We start from the raw sequence: 18,092 nt of genomic DNA on the forward strand, positions 1-18,092 counted from the left end.
GTAAAACAGCTATACTTTTTCGTATACAATTTAGTAAAATTTCTACAAATACGAAAACCTTAGGTAGCTGAGTGGTATTAGTGAAAAAAGGCTTTTATCCTAAGTCCTAGGATAAAAGCTTTTTTTAAAGTTTTGTGGAAGTTAAAATAGCATAGTTTGAAATAGTATTATTAAGTGTTTGCTTTGTTACTAAAACAACGGTGTAGAAAGAGGGTAACATGGAGAAGAGTAAGAAAATCAGAAATATATGTAAGTTTGGCTTTGGTATAATGATTTTAATGCTGTGTTTAAATTATCGATGGAATTTCGTATATGCATCATCAGCAGATGAAACAGTGGCCATGAATAAGGAAAGTCTTGTAATGTACATAGGTAGCAGTGAACAGTTAAAAGTAAATGGCAGTTCTGGAGTTTTTGTATGGGAGAGTTTGGACAAAGAGGTAGCTTCTGTTGATGAGAATGGGAACGTTACAGCTGTAGGAATTGGAAATACACATATCATAGCCAAAGGATATCCAAAATCTTATATCTGTTATGTAATTGTAAAAGAACCAGAAATTAATAAAAAGGCGGTTACCGTATATCCAAATGGTATCACAGAGCAGTTAAATATTAATGGAATAAAGGATGAAACCATTGTATGGAAGTCTGAGAACGAAAAAATTGCAAAAGTAACTAGCTTAGGAGAAGTCATTGGAATATCCGTAGGCAAAACTAAAGTGGTTGCAAAAGTTGGAAGTGAAAGCTATTTTTGTGATATTACCGTAAAAGAACCATATATTAGTGAAAAGAAAATAGATGTAAAAGTAGGAGAAAATCATAGTATTTCTGTTATGGGGAGTAAGGGAAAAGTTACTTATAAAACAGCAGATAAGTCCATTGCTACAGTAACACAAGATGGGACCATTGTGGGCGTGAATGAAGGAAACACAAGTGTTGTGGCAATCTATAATGGCATTAAATACTATACAAAAGTTACAGTTACACAATCGCGTTTAAATACGGATACTGAAGAAGTATGGATGAATAAAGCTAAAGTAATCACCATTACACTAAAAAACCGACAAAAAAATGAAGATATTAGTATTGAAGATTCGAAAGGAATTATTGATATAAAACGAGGAAATTGGAAGGGAGATACGATTTCTCTAACTTTAACTCCTAAGAAGGATGGAATGACGGATCTTATTATAAAACGAAAAGATAGCAATGATATTTTAAAGATTAAAGTTCATGTTTCAGTACGTCGTCTTTTAACCGCAGAAGAAATATATAAGCAATATGTAAATGCGAGTGTTTCAATTATCTCCTATGATGCAGTTGGAGATGAAAAAACAGGTTCTGGATTTTTCATCGATTCCGGTGTATTAGTTACGAATTATCATGTGATAGAATATGCGAATAATATTGAAGTCGTAGACATAAACGGGAAAAACTATGAAGTCAAAGGGATATATGATTATGATGTAACGAGTGATTTGGCTTTGCTTGAGGTAGAGAAAACAAATGATGCTATATTCTATATAAATAGTGAGGTGGTTAAAACTGGTGAGACTATTTATACATTCGGTAGCCCAGTAAAATATATTGGAACTATTTCAGAGGGAATGATATCGTATGCAAATCGCGTTTTGGAAGGTGTGCACTATATTCAGATTACAGCTCCAATATCGCAAAGTAGCGGAGGCGGTCCATTGATCAATTGTTATGGTGAGGTAATTGGTATAAATACGCTGACCGTACCGTCTGCTCAAAATATTAATTTATCTGTAAAGATAGGGTATTTAAAACGTCTAAACTTGAAAAATAAGCGAGAAATTGAAAAGTTCTATGAAGAAAATAAAGATAAAGTAATGGATACAGGATTCATTGAAATAATTATTGGATAGGACGGAAAAATTATGAAGAATATAAAGAAATATTTATTACGATTAAGCATTACATTTTTATTAACAATATCCTTAGTATCACCGAGTATTGGAACATTACATATTGTAAATGCAGCAAATGTCCAAGTTAGCTCACCAAAAATAAGCAAAAGTAAAATTGCAATTGCAGTTGGTGAAAAGGCTACTTTAGAATTTGAGAATGCAACGAAACTCGTAACGTGGAAAAGCGAAGATAAATCCATTGCAAATGTGAATGAATACGGTGAAATCACTGCAATTTCAGAGGGTGTAACTCAAATTTTTGCAACCCATGATAATGTTGTTTACCCATGTCGTGTTACAGTTTATAAAGAACGATTACAAACGTTACAAAATGAATATTTTATTTATGAAGATACCAATATACCAGTAACTTTTTTATATAAAAAGTCTTATGAAACTATTCAGGTAAGCTCTTCAAATCCAGAAGTAGCGTCAATAGGAAAAATAGCCTGGGATGGAAATATAGCAAACTTACCGATATCTATTGGTAAGAAAGGGAGTACTGTATTAACTATTAAGAGAACAAAATCGGTGGAACCTTGTACGATTACGATTCATGTAATTGATAAATCAGAGCGAATTGTTCCAGATGCTACAGAAATTTATGAGAAAGTAGCGAAATCAATGGTTGAAATAACAATGGTTACGGATAAAAAAGAGGATTCATTAGGCTCTGGATTTTTTATCGGTGATGGTATGATTTTAACCAATTATCATGTAATAGAAAATGCTTCAAGTATTAACGTAATCGATTACGAGGGAAAAGAATTTGAAGTCACTTCTATTTATGATTATAATAAAGAGTTTGATTTAGCAGTCCTTGGCGTAAAAGGGACAAAGGAGGCATTACCGATATCTTTAGATAAAGTAGTTGCTGGAGAAAAGGTATATACAGTAGGTAGCCCTTATGGATATACTGGAACATTTTCCAGTGGGATTGTGGGGGCGGCTTCAAGAATCATTGAAAAAGTAGATTATATTCAAATCACTGCACCAATTTCAAAAGGTAATAGCGGTGGCCCATTACTCAATCGTTTTGGAGAGGTTATTGGGGTGAACACGCTAACAAGAACGGATGCTCAAAATCTAAATTTTTCTTTGAATATAAGTTATTTAAAACAGCTTGATTTATCTACAAAAAAAGATATTAAAACATTTCTAAAATAAAAATAGTATGGCCTATTTGTATTTAATATGTATATTATAGAAATTGACATAATATATTAGCATATGGAATGATACAAGCAGTAAATCATGCGGGGTGTTAAATGAATCGTAAAGAAAATATAAAAAAGATTGTATTAATTACTATATGCATTATTATTATAGTTTTTATTTTTGTAAGAAACATAATTGGAGGGGTAGGAACCACCAGAAATGATGAGGAATATAAACCAATCGATGTAACAGATAATATAACAAGGCAGGAAGCGTATCGATTGTTTAGTTATGTACTATATGAAAGAGCAGAACGAGAAAGCCTTGAGAATGCATTAGAAGATGACTCTCTTTCTAAGGAGCCCTATTATAGTTATATCAATGCATTGGTGACAGCAGGAGTTTTAGAGAAAAAAGAGAAGGACAATCTTTTTACTAAAAGTGCTGAACCTTTGACTTGCGGAGAGTTTAAAGATTTATTAACAAAAGTTAGTTCTGTTGCACAAATTAATTATAAATCCGTGATCTCAACATTACCAGAACGATTAAAATCAGTGAAACGAGGAGATAAGTTATATTTATCAGAATTTCTTTCCGTATATGAGGTATTAGTGGATAGACTTTTAGAAAAATCTAATGCGGATGGTACGGTGATAAATTTAAAAACAAGGGAATTATTTCTTGTAGGTACATTAGCAGATGATACTACATCAGAAATAGCTGTTGATCAAAGTGGAAGCCAATACTACTATAAGAATTTTAAAGATTATTCTGTTATCTTAAAAGATGGTCTGAATAATAGATTTGATAGCGAAGAAAAAAACGTAGGTAATAAGATTGATTCTTACATAGATGTTTCAGTTGAGGCTATGGTGTGTGGTGATGAAATTGTTTATATAAAAGATATGTTAGATAAAGAGGTAACAATCTCTAATGTATGGATTATTGAGGGAAAATCATCAACAATGAAATTTTATGTTGCTGGTATTGAAAAGGAATACGAAACCATATTACCACTTTCAGAAACAGTTACAGGGAAAATTGGTGACGTTACATTAAAAGACGGTGTTATTAGCGGAGTAACCGTAAAACCAGACACCATCAACGGAAAAGTTTTACTTACCACAAAAAAGGAAATTGAAATTGAAGGGTATGGTAAATTACCATTTAATGAAAATTTTAAAATATATAAAATATATGGCACCTTATCCATGGAAAAGACAAATAGCATCTTGGTAGGATATACAATTACGGACTTTGTTGTATCGGATGGCGAAATATGTGCGGCTTTGATCAAAGAAGATATTAAGGCAAAAGATATTCGAGTACTTATTAATACGAATAGCTATAAATCCATATTTCATGAAAGCGTTACATTTACCTCGAATCAACCATTTGTTATAACTTATGGTGAAAAAAAGGTATCCTATGATGCAGGGATTGAAGTAACAGTTAAAAAAGACGATGAAATGTTAGAACAAGGTAGAATAAAGATAACAACAACAGCAGAAGGAAAGATAAAATTAAATTCTATCATTCGATCCTATGGAAAACCAGAATATCGTGGAAGCATAGAAATTGCTAAAACAGACAATGGTTTAACAATTGTTAATGAACTCTCATTAGAAGAGTATCTATATTCTGTTGTACCAAGCGAAATGCCTACCTCCTATGGTGAGGAAGCATTAAAAGTGCAGGCCGTTTGTGCAAGAAGCTTTGCTTACAATCAATTGCTCCAAAATAAATACAGTGCCTATGGGGCACATGTTGATGATAGTGTAAATAGTCAAGTATATAATAATATTGAAGAGAGTGAAGCTACGATTCTTGCGGTAAAAGATACCTATGGTCAAGTATTAAAATACGATGACAAAGTTCTAACAGCCTATTATTTCGCAACATCAAGTGGCCATACCGCAAGTGTTGAGGATGTGTGGGAAAGTAGCACGCCAACTACGTATCTAAAGGGATATTTACAAACAGAAGAAAAGCAAGACGTAGATTTATCAAAGGACGAAGATTTTAGAGAGTTTATAAATCATGATAATGTTGATGTGAAGCTAAATAATGGTGTAATGTCAGAAGTAGTTAATACTTATGATAGCGGATTTCTAATGTATCGATGGAATGTAACAATTTCTGTAGAGGACTTAAGCAAGCAAATTAATGAAAATATAAGTAGTTGCTATACTACAAATAAGAATTCTATTTTAACCTTAGTGTCTAATAGTAATGATGAAGGTCTTTTAGATGGTGATGGAATTCGAGTACTGAACACATCAGTTTTTAGAAGTACTATGATAAGTGATATAGGTACAGTAAAAAAGATGAAAGTTATTACAAGAGGTAAAAGTGGCATTATAAAGGAATTATTAATTACAGGTACAAAAGCTACAGTTTTAGTTCGTTATCAAACGAATGTAAGGCAACTTCTTGCTCCAGTAAACGATAATCTGTACCGCTTAGATAATAGTTCTGTTAGTGGAATGTCTATGCTTCCAAGTGCATTTTTCTATATTGATGCAGTTGGAAAAGGAGATAATATAACGGCATTTACCTTAACTGGTGGTGGATATGGCCATGGTGTCGGTATGTCACAAAATGGTGTAAAGAAAATGATAGATCAAGGCAAGACATATGATGAAGTTTTAAAACATTATTATACTGGCATAGAATTGGGATTGGTTTATGAATAAAGGTAAAAACCTCGAAAAAGCATAGTGATTGCTTTATCGAGGTTTTTGTTTTTTATCACGTTTTATAGTAGAGAGTAATTCTTTTATTGCATCATGTATAATTGGATTTGCAATAATTGCATTAATTTCAGCTCCGATAAACATCATATACATACAAGCATATAACCAAATCATACAGATTACAATTGCAGTAAGACTACCATAGGTGTAAGAATGATTACTCATATTATCAATATAAAATGAAAACAAGTATGAAAATCCCATCCACCCAGCAGACGTTACGATAGCTCCAGGTAATTCTGCAAATAAGTTTGATCTACGATTTGGAATAACTACAAAAATAAGAGCAAAAAATAATACCATGATACAAAGACCTACAATCGTACGAACACTAATAATAATAAGTGCATATTCTGTTAGGAAAGGAAATCGTTCCGCAATATAAAGAGTTAATTGATTACCAAAAACAAATATAACTAAAAGAATAATGATTAGAATCGCAAATAATAATGTATATAGTGTTGACCAAAGACGTAATATGATATAGTTTCTTGTTTCTTTGTTGTTATAAACAGAATTCATACCACGTACGATAGCAAGAAATCCTTTGGAAGCGGACCATAAGGTTAAAATTACAGTTACGGATAATATTGTACCAGAGGCTTTATCATATAATTCACCTACAATTGTAACGATTAATGAATTAATGGTTGTAGGAAATATTTCGGAACACGCCTCTAAAACGGTTTCTTCTGAAAAAGGAAGATATTGCAACAATGTTAATAAAAACATAGCAAAAGGGAAAAAAGAGAGGAATGTAAAAAAGGCAGCCTGTGCTGAAAAGGCACTTATAAAATCATCTCTCAATTTTCGACAAAATGATTGTATTAATTTTATAATTGAAATAATTATCATATGATGTCTCCATTACTATTTAATAAAATATATGTGGGATTCTTTGTCTTACATGTTTTTTATTATATATATTCTAACCAGGATTAGAAAACTAGTCTTACCTAGGTAGTATTATTTTAAAATTATATAAAAATTACCAATTAATTTAATCCATTAAGCCTTATTATAACAGGAATGTGATTGACATTAAAGCGAAATATGTTAAAATAAAGAAAGTCTAGTTGCAAAGCAACTTTAAAAAGCGATGAAGGTGTGTTTTTTACAGATTATATGTAAAGAACGTTAGATTATTATTTTCTTTCAGAGAGAGGAAGTCACCGGCTGCAAGCTTCCTTAAGTTCAGGTAATAATTGATTTTCTCACTGGAGCTGCATATTTGAATATGAGATAATTAGAACTCATTAGTAGGGTATGACGTTAGTGCACGTTACGCATAACTTTAAGTGCCTGTATATTGATGTTATCGTATAAATATGAAATTTTTGAGTTACGATAATATTTTAGATTGTGCAGGAATTAGGGTGGTACCGCGGAATCAATTATAATTCGCTATGAGCGATTTAACTCCGTCCCTTGTTTTATAGGGGCGGAGTTTTTTATGTTATAGAAAATTAAAATTATAATTTTCCTATAATGTAAAACCCCCCGGGGAAGCGCATTTGCGTGTAATAAGAGTTTAATGGCAACAAGAGTTTGTATGCTCCGTAAAGGTGCACATGACGCGCTAAGGTTTAGTCACTTGGTGGCAGCGCGTTAGCATGTTCTGAAAGGAACAAAGGTTGAAAACATTTCGATCTATGAGTAAGCTGCTAGTGGCAGCAAGGAGGTTATCATGAAGGAAAAATTAAAAGCGATTAAAGAGCAAGCCTTATCCCAGATTAATGCGAGTGAATCACTAGATACTTTAAATGAAATTCGTGTTGCGTTTCTTGGAAAGAAGGGAGAACTTACTTCTGTACTCAAATCTTTAAAAGATGTGGCTCCAGAAGATAGACCAGCGGTAGGTCAACTTGTAAATGATGCTCGCGCTGAGATTGAGAGCAAATTAGAAGAAGTTAAGAGTGCATTTGAGAAAAAGTTAAGAGAAAAGAAGATGAAAGAGGAAACGATTGATGTTACCTTACCAGCGAAAAAGCCAATGCTTGGACATCGTCATCCAAACACAATAGCATTAGAAGAAGCTGAGAGAATCTTTATTGGTATGGGTTATGAAGTTGTAGAAGGCCCAGAAGTAGAATATGACTACTATAACTTTGAGGCACTTAATATACCTGCAAACCATCCAGCAAAGGATGAACAGGATACTTTTTATGTAAACAGCAATATTTTACTTCGTACACAGACATCTCCAGTTCAAGTACGTGAAATGGAAAAAGGTAAACTTCCAATTCGTATGATTGCTCCAGGTAGAGTATTCCGTTCCGATGAGGTAGATGCAACACATTCTCCAAGTTTCCATCAAATTGAGGGACTTGTAATTGATAAAAACATTACATTTGCAGATTTAAAGGGAACACTTGCTGAGTTTGCGAAAGAGATGTTTGGTGAAGAAACAAAAGTTAAATTCAGACCTCACCATTTCCCATTTACAGAGCCATCTGCAGAAGTGGATGTATCCTGTTTTAAATGTGGAGGAAGTGGATGTCGTTTTTGTAAAGGCTCTGGTTGGATTGAAATCTTAGGATGCGGTATGGTTCATCCAAATGTTCTTAAAATGAGTGGAATCGATCCAGAAGAATATACAGGTTTTGCATTCGGTGTTGGACTTGAGCGTATTGCTTTATTAAAATACGAAATTGATGACATGAGATTATTATACGAAAATGATACCCGTTTCTTAAAGCAATTCTAGGTAGAATATCGAAAGGAGTTTTAATATGAATACACCACTTTCTTGGATTAAAGCTTATGTGCCAGATCTTGATTGTAGCGCACAAGAATATACAGATGCCATGACTCTTACTGGTACAAAAGTAGAAGGTTATGAAAAATTAGATGCAGATTTAGATAAAATTGTAGTTGGTAAAATTTTAAAAATTGAAAAACACCCTGATGCAGATAAATTAATTGTTTGCCAGGTACAGGTTTCAAAGGACGGAGATACAGTACAAATCGTAACAGGTGCTCCAAATGTAAAAGAAGGAGACGTTGTTCCAGTTGTACTTGACGGAGGTAGAGTTGCTGGCGGTCATGATGGCAACAAGGCACCTGGCGGAATTAAAATTAAAAAGGGCAAATTACGTGGAATTGAATCCTGCGGTATGATGTGCTCCATTGAAGAGTTAGGATCCTCCAAAGAATTCTATCCAGATGCTCCAGAAGATGGTATCTATATCTTTAGCGATAATAAAGAATATGACCATTTAGAAATTGGATCTAGTGCTATTGAAGCATTAGGTTTAAATGATGTAACTTTTGAATATGAAATTACAAGTAACCGTGTAGATTGCTTTGGCGTTGTTGGAATCGCAAGAGAAGCAGCAGCTACATTCTCAAAAGAATTCCATCCACCAGTGGTTAAGGAAACTGGAAATTCTGAAAATGCAAAAGATTATATTGATGTTGAGATCAAGGATACAGAGCTTTGCAAACGTTATGTAGCAAGAGTTGTTAAGAATATTAAAATTGGACCATCTCCATTATGGATGCAAAGAAGATTAGCAGCATGTGGTATTCGCCCAATTAACAACATTGTAGATATCACAAATTACGTTATGGAAGAATATGCACAGCCAATGCATGCCTTTGACTTAGACCAGATTGCTGGTAAGAAAATTGTCGTTAGACGTGGAAATGACAATGAAACATTTACAACATTAGATGGCCAAGAAAGAACAATTGATTCTTCTATGTTAATGATTTGTGATGCAGAAAAACCAGTTGCAATTGCTGGTATTATGGGTGGAGAAAACTCAAAAATTACTGATAACGTAAGCACAATGTTATTTGAAGCAGCATGTTTTGATGGTACAAATATCCGTTTATCCAGTAAGAAATTAGGCTTACGTACGGATTCAAGTGCTAAGTTTGAAAAAGGATTAGATCCAAATAACGCAATGGAAGCAATTAATCGCGCTTGCCAATTAGTGGAAGAGCTAGGTGTTGGTGAAGTTGTTGGCGGAGCAGTGGATGTATATCCAAATGTAAGAACTGAAACAAGAATTCCATATCGTTATGAAAGAACAAATAAATTACTTGGCACTAATCTTGATAAAGAAACAATGATTGGTTACTTTAAAAAAGTTGATTTAGGATATGATGAAGCAACGGATGAAGTAATTGTTCCAACTTGGAGACAGGACGTATTATCTCAGGCAGACTTAGATGAAGAAGTAGCTCGTTTCTTCGGATATGATAAGATTCCAACAACACTTCCTACAGGTGAAGCAACAACTGGTAAGTTATCCTTTAAACTTCGTGTGGAAAACTGTGCAAGAGATATGGCAGAACAATTTGGATTTTCGGAAGCTCAAACATATTCCTTTGAAAGTCCAAAGGTATTTGATAAGTTATTAATTCCAGCAGAGGATAAGCTTCGTGAAACAGTTACAATTTCAAATCCTCTTGGAGAAGATTATAGTATCATGAGAACATTACCTCTTAATGGTATGTTAACTTCTCTATCAACAAACTTTAATCGTAGAAATAAGAATGTTCGTTTATATGAACTAGCAAATATTTATTTACCAAAGGCACTTCCAATCACTGAATTACCAGATGAGAGAATGCAATTTACCCTAGGTTTCTATGGAGATGGTGATTTCTTTGATTTAAAAGGTATCATTGAAGAATACCTAGAAAAAATCGGATTAAAGGGTGTATTAACTTATGATCCAAATGCAGGTAAGACTTTCTTACATCCAGGACGTCAAGCAAATATCATTTATGATGGAGTAGTGATTGGTTATCTTGGAGAGCTTCATCCAGAAGTACTTGATAATTATGATATCGGAACAAAAGCTTATGTTGGTGTACTTGATATGCCAGAAGTTACAAGCAAAGCTAGCTTTGATGTAAAATACACTGGAATTGCAAAATATCCAGCAGTTACACGTGATATCAGTATGCTTATGAAGAAAGAGATTCTTGCTGGACAGGTAGAAGAAGTGATACGTAAAAATGGTGGAAAGATCTTAGAAAGCTATCACTTATTTGATATCTATGAAGGATCTCAGATCCAGGAAGGATATAAGTCTATGGCTTATTCCATCAGCTTCCGTGCAAAAGATAGAACATTGGAAGAAAAAGATGTTACAGAAGTAATGAATAAGATTTTAAAAGGTCTTAGTGCAATTGGTATTGAATTAAGACAATAATTAATCTTATTGAAAAAATAATTTTATTTTGAGTGATTCATACAGTTGAATCTTCATCTAAAAATGCAGATTTTAATGGGTATGAAACAGCATAAATATTAATTAAGAAAGACTGATATGGTTGATTTTATTTTATAAAATGAGCTATGTCAGTCTTTTTTGATTTATTAGAAAATAAATTAAATACTTTCTTATTCGTAGGAAAGTGAAATTTAGCGGAAAAAAAGAAGAATTTCTGCGAATATTCCCCATAATTTTTACGTATATTACAGATTTCTTAATTTTTTGATATAATTGTAGGATAGTTTTGACAAATATGGTAATAAGCATTACAATATATAAGTAAATTACTATAATTTAGTAGTGGGAAACACAACATATAGCGTTAAAAAACGGCTATTTATAGGAGATAAAAATCCTAAAAATAGATGGATGGTGCTAAAGGTGCACCTTTTATCAGAAGTTAAAAAGTAAACTTCTGATAAGCAAGATTTGCTATATTATGAGTGAACTGCAATAGGAGGTTTAAGATGAAAAAGAAGTTATTTACAAAACTTATGGCATTTTTGCTCATATGCGTAATGGCGATACCAATGGTTTCCATTCGTAAGCCAGCAACGGTTTATGCGGCGAGTGCATCCATGAATACCACATGGAAAACAATTTATATGGGGAGTACCTATACTTTTTGGGTAAAGAATGCAACGAATGTAAAAACAAAAGCATGGTCATCCTCAAATAAAAGTGTAGCAACTGTCAATGGAAAAGGTATGGTTACTCCAGTAAAAGCCGGAAAAGCAACGATTAGCTGTAAAATTATTTATACCAATGGAACAACAAATACAGTTAAGGCTACTGTAGTAGTTAAGAATCGTGTTCCTGCAACAGCTATTTCTGTTAATGCAGATCTTGGAACAATTAATGCACATACGCTAAAAGTTGGTGAAAGTCATCAATTTAAATTTACAAAAACTCCTTCAAATACAACAGATTATGCTTATTTCACAATTGCAGATGAAGAATATGCAAGTGTAAGTAGCTCAGGTGTAGTAACAGCTAAGAAAGCTGGTATTACTATGCTAGAAGTTGCTTGTGGACCAAATGCAACAGAAGCAAAGAGTCCAACGAATACTGTGAAAAAGAGAGTGTACTTATACATAACAGCAGGTGATGCAACAGTTACTCCAAGTGTAACACCAAGTGTAACGCCAACACCTACACCAACAGAAGGTGCAACAAAGCCTAAGGTAAATTCAGTATCTTTAGCAAGCTCTAAAGAATTAAAGATTGATTTTAGTAGTGAAATACTTGCATCAAGTGTAATTGATTCCAATGGAAATTTAATTTCTGGTTCTGTTACAATAGGTTTGACTCCAGGTGCAAATAATTTTAATGATCTTACTCCATCCTTATCAAAAGATAAGAAGTCTTTAATTTTAACATCAAGTTCAAACTTTGAAGGAACTTATGTTATTACTATTTCAGAGAGTATTCTTTCTGCAAGTGGAGTTCCTGTGACACCATACACAGTTCAAAAGAATTTAAAGGATGAAGTAGGTCCTTCCTATGTTACAACTACGGTAGATGATACTGGATATGTAGCGAACATTGAATTTAGCGAACCAATTGATATCAGTGGTTTATCTGTTTATAACGTTGTTGGAACAAATAATGCAACCTTACAATCCTATTTAACAAATGCAGATAACTATGTTTTAAGTCTAGATAAGAAAACTTTATCAATCGATTTATCAGCTTGCGGAGTAACAAAAGCAAATACATTAGTTTATATGGTTGGTATCAAAGATACGATCGGTAATGTGTCTAATCCATTTACATTGCCAGTTGTGGTTGAATTTGATGCAACTGTAAAGCCAAATGCAACTTTAACTTCAGTAGTTAGAACTTCAAAGAATATTGTAACAGCAACATTTAGCCGTCCAATTCAATATGCAGGTTATATGTATATTGGTGATGATTATGTATCTGGTGTTGTTGATTCAACAGATTCTACGAAAGTAAATTATGCGATTCCAAACACATCTTTAACAGGAAACCAAGTTGTTACGTTAAATGGTTGGTTTAGCTATAATTCAACGGGCGCACAATCAACGGATGTAAAGAGAAGCGTTAACTTTACATTAGATAATAACGCACCTGCGTTAGTAAGTTCAGTTTTAACAAACACAACAGAGAATAATGTGCCAGTTACTAAATTAACATTGACTTATAATAAAGAAGTATCTTTAATCAGTGGTAGTGGTAAACTTACTACAAAGATAGTAAGTTCAAATGCTAATATCTATAACAAAGAGTTGGCATATACAGCAGTTGCTAAGGGTATGAAAGTAACATTATCATTTGTAAATAATGCAACTGAAATGGGTACATACTATTTTAGCATTCCTGCGGGATTAGTTATGGATAAGTATGAGAATCAATCCGTAGCTTCTACAGTTACTGTTACTAAGCAATCAAGTAGTTCTTCTGTATTACCAGCTCCAGTAAGTATTACGCAGGATGTGTCAAATCCAAGTAAAATTTATATTAAGTTTAATCAAAAACTAGATATGACATCAGTTGCTAATACTTCAAATTATATTATAGGAACATCAACACGTCCTACAAGTGCTAACGTTATTGCACAAGATGAAAGCTCAGCAACGATTGAATTAACATTTGCATCCAATGCAATACCATCTACTGCTAATTATCCTGTTACAGTGAAAGGAATCAAAGGATATAATGATTCCTATGCAGAGATGGAAACTTACAATACAATACTTCCATTAATAGAAAATGGTGCTCCAACATTTGTTTCTGCGAAACTAACATCTCCACAAACCATTGTTGCAACATTTAGTGAAAGCTTTACAGGTACAGTGAATGTAACTGTTTATAATGGAAATAGTGTTGTAGGAAGTGTTTATTATTCTAGCGGTAAAGAATTATTTATTTCTTTAGATCAACCGATTACTTCAGCTGCATATATTATGTTTACAAACAATGAATTGGTGGATGATAATAATAATAAAGCGAACCTAATTGTAAACAAAAAAATTGCAGTGACTAGAGCATATTAATTTATGAAATAAGATTCATTTAAAGTATTAAGTGACTGTCGCAAAATAGAGCTAACAATTCTATTTTGTGACAGTCCTTTTTTCTTTGTTTATTATTCAATGTTCCCTTGAATATCCAAACTTGCTATTGTATAATATACGCAGTAAACGCATGATAAAGGTAGTTACAAAAATTAAATTTTATACCAAAATATTTTTGTAATATCACAAGATTTAGTAAGAAAGGGAATGGAAAGAAATAGTGAAAGAAGGGAAAGAAAGACTTCTACATGTAATTAGTTTTATATTGTTCGTTATTTATTTGATCAGTATTTCTTATTTTCTTTTCTTTAGTGAGAGATATGGGAGAACTGAATTTAATGATGATTATCGTTATAACTTAGTGTTATTTCAAGAGATAAAACGATTCTTAAAATATCGTCATGTCATTGGGATTGAAGGCTTCATTGTTAATTTATTTGGCAATGTACTAGCATTTACTCCATTCGGTTTTTGTCTTCCGTTAATTAATTCTAGATACAAAAATTTCTTTAAAATTGTTATATGGTCTTTTTTATTTAGTCTATCCATTGAAACAATACAATTACTTTATAAAATTGGAATCTTTGATGTCGATGACCTATTATTAAATACAATAGGAGGAGCTATTGGTTATCTCTTTCTAAAATTACTTACATTTACATTTCGTAAAAAGAAAAAGTAATAGAATTTTGGAGGAAACTCATGATTATTAGAAAAAGTAGTATAAAATTTAAAGGAAGGGTTCATTCCAAAAAAGGGATTATTTCTATGTTACTTGGGCTAAGTTCGCTCATTGCCTTTGTTGTAATCTCTTTTATTTCTGGTAAACATCAGGGAAATGGTGGCATTGAACTTGGTATAATTGGACTTATATTTGCTGCATGTTCTGTATATGGATTTATATTAAGTACAAAGAGTTTTAAAGAAAAAGATATTTATTTAACAGCTCCAATCATGGGCATTGGTGTAAATGGAATTATGGTAATTGTCTTTTTTAGTTTATATATTGTGGGTATACTATCTTAAATATTAGATAAGAAAGGAACTTAAAGATATGAAAAATGTTGAAATGTTGCAGGAAGAAAATGAATTAATCTTGGAACGTTATGAATTGTCTATGGAACGTATTTATAGCATGAAAGAAGAAGATACGGTAAATGAATTATTCCGTCCATTTTTCAAAAAGATGGGGGAATTTTTTGAAAGGATTCAAAGTATTGTAAATGAAGTAAAAGATGGAACGTTAAGAAGTAAATCTATTGAGGAATTAAAGGAGATAAATACTGCATTATATGAAGATATATTACCAGGAGCATATGAAGAAAGTTATGCGAATCCTGATTATGCAGTAAAAGTATTTGGAGATAATTATGGAAAATTATTATCTTTTTTATATACTGAAATTCGTAGTTTAATTCCTTGTGCATTTGAATATCGTTTATTTCCTATTACAGTAACCGCAGAATTATTGATAGAGATTTATAATTTCTTTGAAGAAGAGAATGAATTTACAGCAAAAGAAATTAAGCGCTCTATTTATTATTTTGTACATGATTATTGTGAAGATTATTTTGAATTTCGTATGAGAGAAACTTCAGATCCTACTTACACATATGCTTATGATATCATAATGGAAGAAGATTTGAATGATTTAAGATACCTATATTATTTTGGCGATTATATTAGTGACAATGAATTAAAAATAGCTTCTTTCTTAAATGCATTGCCAGAAGAAGAAGTAAAGGCTATGGCAGATACGTATACCGAAGGTTATATCCGTGGTTTTGAAACAATGGGTATGGATCTTAGTAAAAAGGAAATCGTAGGAATTCGTTATTTCATAGGATTTGAACGTATGATGAAATATGCCTTTGAGAATTTTAAACGAATTGGTAAGAAGCTAGTTGTATATAGAGTAGCGACGGATACAATCAATAAAAAGCCAGGTAGAAAAGTTGGATATTATGCAACAAGCCCAAATCTTCAATATGAGTATGATCATCGTAATGATAGAGGCTTGTATTTCGATAAAGTTATGAAAGAACGTATGCTTCAAGCAATGAAAGAAGCTTATGAAAAATACAAACTTGATCTAGCAGTTTATGCTGGTCCTGCGGTACTTGAAACCTTTGGTGAACCTGATTTTGATCCAATCAGCAAAGATACAGCAATAAAACTTAGTGAAAAACAACAAAAACTTTTGACAGAATATGCGAATGATGTTAGTATGCTAGCAATGAATTACATGAAGGCAGATGAGACATCCTTTACAATAATTGCTTATCCACTTCCTTCCATTGGTGATAAGTTTGAAGAAATCTTTCGTGAAACAGTTAAGGTAAATACACTTGACAATGATACGTATAAAAGAATTCAACAATTCATTATTGATGCATTGGATGAAGGTGAATATTGTCATATCCTTGGTACAAATGGGAATGAAACAGATCTTAAAGTAATGCTTTATGACTTAAAGGATAAAGAAAAGGAAACAAGATTTGAAAATTGTACTGCGGATGTTAACATTCCAGTCGGTGAAGTTTTCACTTCTCCAAAATTAACTGGAACCAATGGATGTTTAAATGTTAGCAAGGTGTTTTTAAATGGTTTAGAGTATAAAGGGCTTAATTTAACATTTAAGGATGGTATGATTGCCGAATATACTTGCACCAATTTTGATAATGAAGAGGACAATAAGAATTTTATTAAAGAAAACCTATTAATGAACCATGACACACTTCCTCTTGGTGAATTTGCAATTGGAACCAATACAACCGCTTATGTTATGGGACGTAATTTTGATATACAAAGAAAGCTTCCAATCTTAATCGCTGAAAAAACAGGCCCTCATTTTGCAGTTGGTGATACCTGCTATAAAATGAGTGAAGATCATAAAGTGTTTAATCCTGACGGAAAAGAAATTGTTGCAAGAGACAATGAAGTTTCCATTATAAGAAAAACAGACCGTACGAAGGCATATTTTAATTGCCATACAGATATTACTATTCCATATAACGAAATCGGGGAGATATCGGTATATAGCAGTAATGGTACAAAGGTTGACATAATTAAGGATGGTCGTTTTGTATTGCCAGGTACCCTAGAACTTAACGAGGCATTGCAAAGGCTAAAATAAAGAACAGATAAGAGAAAGGATGAATTAACATGGCAAAAGTAGGTATTGTTATGGGAAGTGACTCTGACCTTCCAGTTATGAGTAAGGCAGCAGAAATCTTAGAGAAATTCGGAATTGAGTATGATATTACAGTAATTTCAGCACACAGAATGCCAGACATATTCTTTGAATATGCAAAGGGTGCAGAAGAAAAAGGTTACAAAGTAATTATAGCAGGAGCAGGTGGAGCTGCTCATCTTCCAGGAATGGCAGCCGCAATTTTCCCTATGCCAGTCATTGGTGTTCCAATTCATTCAAAAGCACTTAGTGGAGTAGATTCCTTATACTCCATCGTTCAAATGCCAAGTGGTATTCCTGTAGCTACAGTAGCAATTGATGGCGCTGCTAATGCAGGTATTTTAGCCGCTAAAATTTTAGCAACTTCTGATGATTCTATTTTAGAGAAGTTAAAGGCTTATAAAGAAGAATTAAAAGAAGGCGTTGTTGCAAAAAAAGAAAAACTTGAAAAAGTAGGATATAAAGAATATATGAAGTAAAAAACTTCATGAAGTAGAGTACACTTTAAGAATTGTTTTATATTGTTATAGAAGCTATTGTAGCATGGTTGGAATGCCATGTTGCAGTAGCTTTTTTTGGTTCACAATAAAAAAATAAATCCCCATGCTGAATTCATGATTAATCTCTGATTAGCAATATTACGTATAAAGTACAGCAAACGCAACTTTATTAATTTCAAAAAAATAAAAGTAAAAGTTTAACTTTTATTGACAATATTATAAAAAATGTTATATTGAGAGTACAAATAAAGATTCGTTGTAATTAAAATCAATTTTTTG

11 protein-coding genes are annotated in these 18,092 nt (G+C 32.6%); 10 read left to right on the top strand and 1 reads right to left on the bottom strand.

Annotated features, from left to right (window positions below; genetic code table 11):
* The first annotated feature begins 218 nt into the window (after positions 1–218).
* The 3 genes from BN4220_RS08840 to BN4220_RS08850 all read left to right on the top strand — a co-directional run bounded on the left by BN4220_RS08840 (position 219) and on the right by BN4220_RS08850 (position 5,785).
* Positions 219–1,889 (top strand): trypsin-like peptidase domain-containing protein, encoded by a 1,671-nt coding sequence (locus BN4220_RS08840; RefSeq protein ID WP_066715552.1) that lies wholly within the window; start codon positions 219–221, stop codon positions 1,887–1,889.
* A gap of 12 nt (positions 1,890–1,901) precedes the next feature.
* Entirely contained in the window at positions 1,902–3,098 is a 1,197-nt protein-coding gene (locus BN4220_RS08845; RefSeq protein ID WP_066715553.1) for a S1C family serine protease, read from the top strand.
* 101 nt (positions 3,099–3,199) lie between these two features.
* Positions 3,200–5,785, top strand: a complete 2,586-nt coding sequence (locus BN4220_RS08850) for a SpoIID/LytB domain-containing protein (RefSeq protein WP_066715554.1) — start codon at positions 3,200–3,202, stop codon at positions 5,783–5,785.
* Positions 5,786–5,818: 33 nt separating this feature from the next.
* On the opposite strand, the gene BN4220_RS08855 is transcribed toward BN4220_RS08850, so the two are convergent.
* Positions 5,819–6,700 (bottom strand): YihY/virulence factor BrkB family protein, encoded by an 882-nt coding sequence (locus BN4220_RS08855; protein WP_066715555.1) that lies wholly within the window; start codon positions 6,698–6,700, stop codon positions 5,819–5,821.
* Between the two features lie 832 nt (positions 6,701–7,532).
* On the opposite strand from BN4220_RS08855, the gene pheS reads away from it, so the two are divergent.
* The 7 genes from pheS (at position 7,533) to purE (ending at position 17,792) form a co-directional block, all read left to right on the top strand.
* Positions 7,533–8,552: a phenylalanine--tRNA ligase subunit alpha gene (pheS, locus tag BN4220_RS08860; protein ID WP_066715556.1), complete on the top strand. Its 1,020-nt coding sequence runs from the start codon at positions 7,533–7,535 to the stop codon at positions 8,550–8,552.
* 25 nt (positions 8,553–8,577) lie between these two features.
* On the top strand, positions 8,578–11,016 hold the full coding sequence (pheT, locus tag BN4220_RS08865) for a phenylalanine--tRNA ligase subunit beta (protein WP_066715557.1): 2,439 nt from the start codon (positions 8,578–8,580) through the stop codon (positions 11,014–11,016).
* Between the two features lie 530 nt (positions 11,017–11,546).
* Positions 11,547–14,099 carry an Ig-like domain-containing protein gene (locus BN4220_RS08870; protein WP_066715558.1) on the top strand — a complete coding sequence of 851 codons (2,553 nt, stop codon included), beginning with the start codon at positions 11,547–11,549 and terminating at the stop codon, positions 14,097–14,099.
* 241 nt (positions 14,100–14,340) lie between these two features.
* Positions 14,341–14,802: a VanZ family protein gene (locus BN4220_RS08875; RefSeq protein WP_242867770.1), complete on the top strand. Its 462-nt coding sequence runs from the start codon at positions 14,341–14,343 to the stop codon at positions 14,800–14,802.
* Between the two features lie 20 nt (positions 14,803–14,822).
* Positions 14,823–15,146, top strand: a complete 324-nt coding sequence (locus BN4220_RS08880) for a DUF6142 family protein (RefSeq protein WP_066715559.1) — start codon at positions 14,823–14,825, stop codon at positions 15,144–15,146.
* A gap of 28 nt (positions 15,147–15,174) precedes the next feature.
* Positions 15,175–17,256: an aminopeptidase gene (locus BN4220_RS08885; protein WP_066715560.1), complete on the top strand. Its 2,082-nt coding sequence runs from the start codon at positions 15,175–15,177 to the stop codon at positions 17,254–17,256.
* Positions 17,257–17,285: 29 nt separating this feature from the next.
* The gene (purE, locus tag BN4220_RS08890; protein WP_066715561.1) at positions 17,286–17,792 is read left to right on the top strand and encodes a 5-(carboxyamino)imidazole ribonucleotide mutase; all 507 of its coding nucleotides are present in this window, start codon (positions 17,286–17,288) and stop codon (positions 17,790–17,792) included.
* Positions 17,793–18,092 lie beyond the last annotated feature (300 nt).

The organism is Clostridium sp. Marseille-P299 (assembly GCF_900078195.1).
Classification (GTDB): Bacteria; Bacillota; Clostridia; order Lachnospirales; family Lachnospiraceae; genus Lachnoclostridium.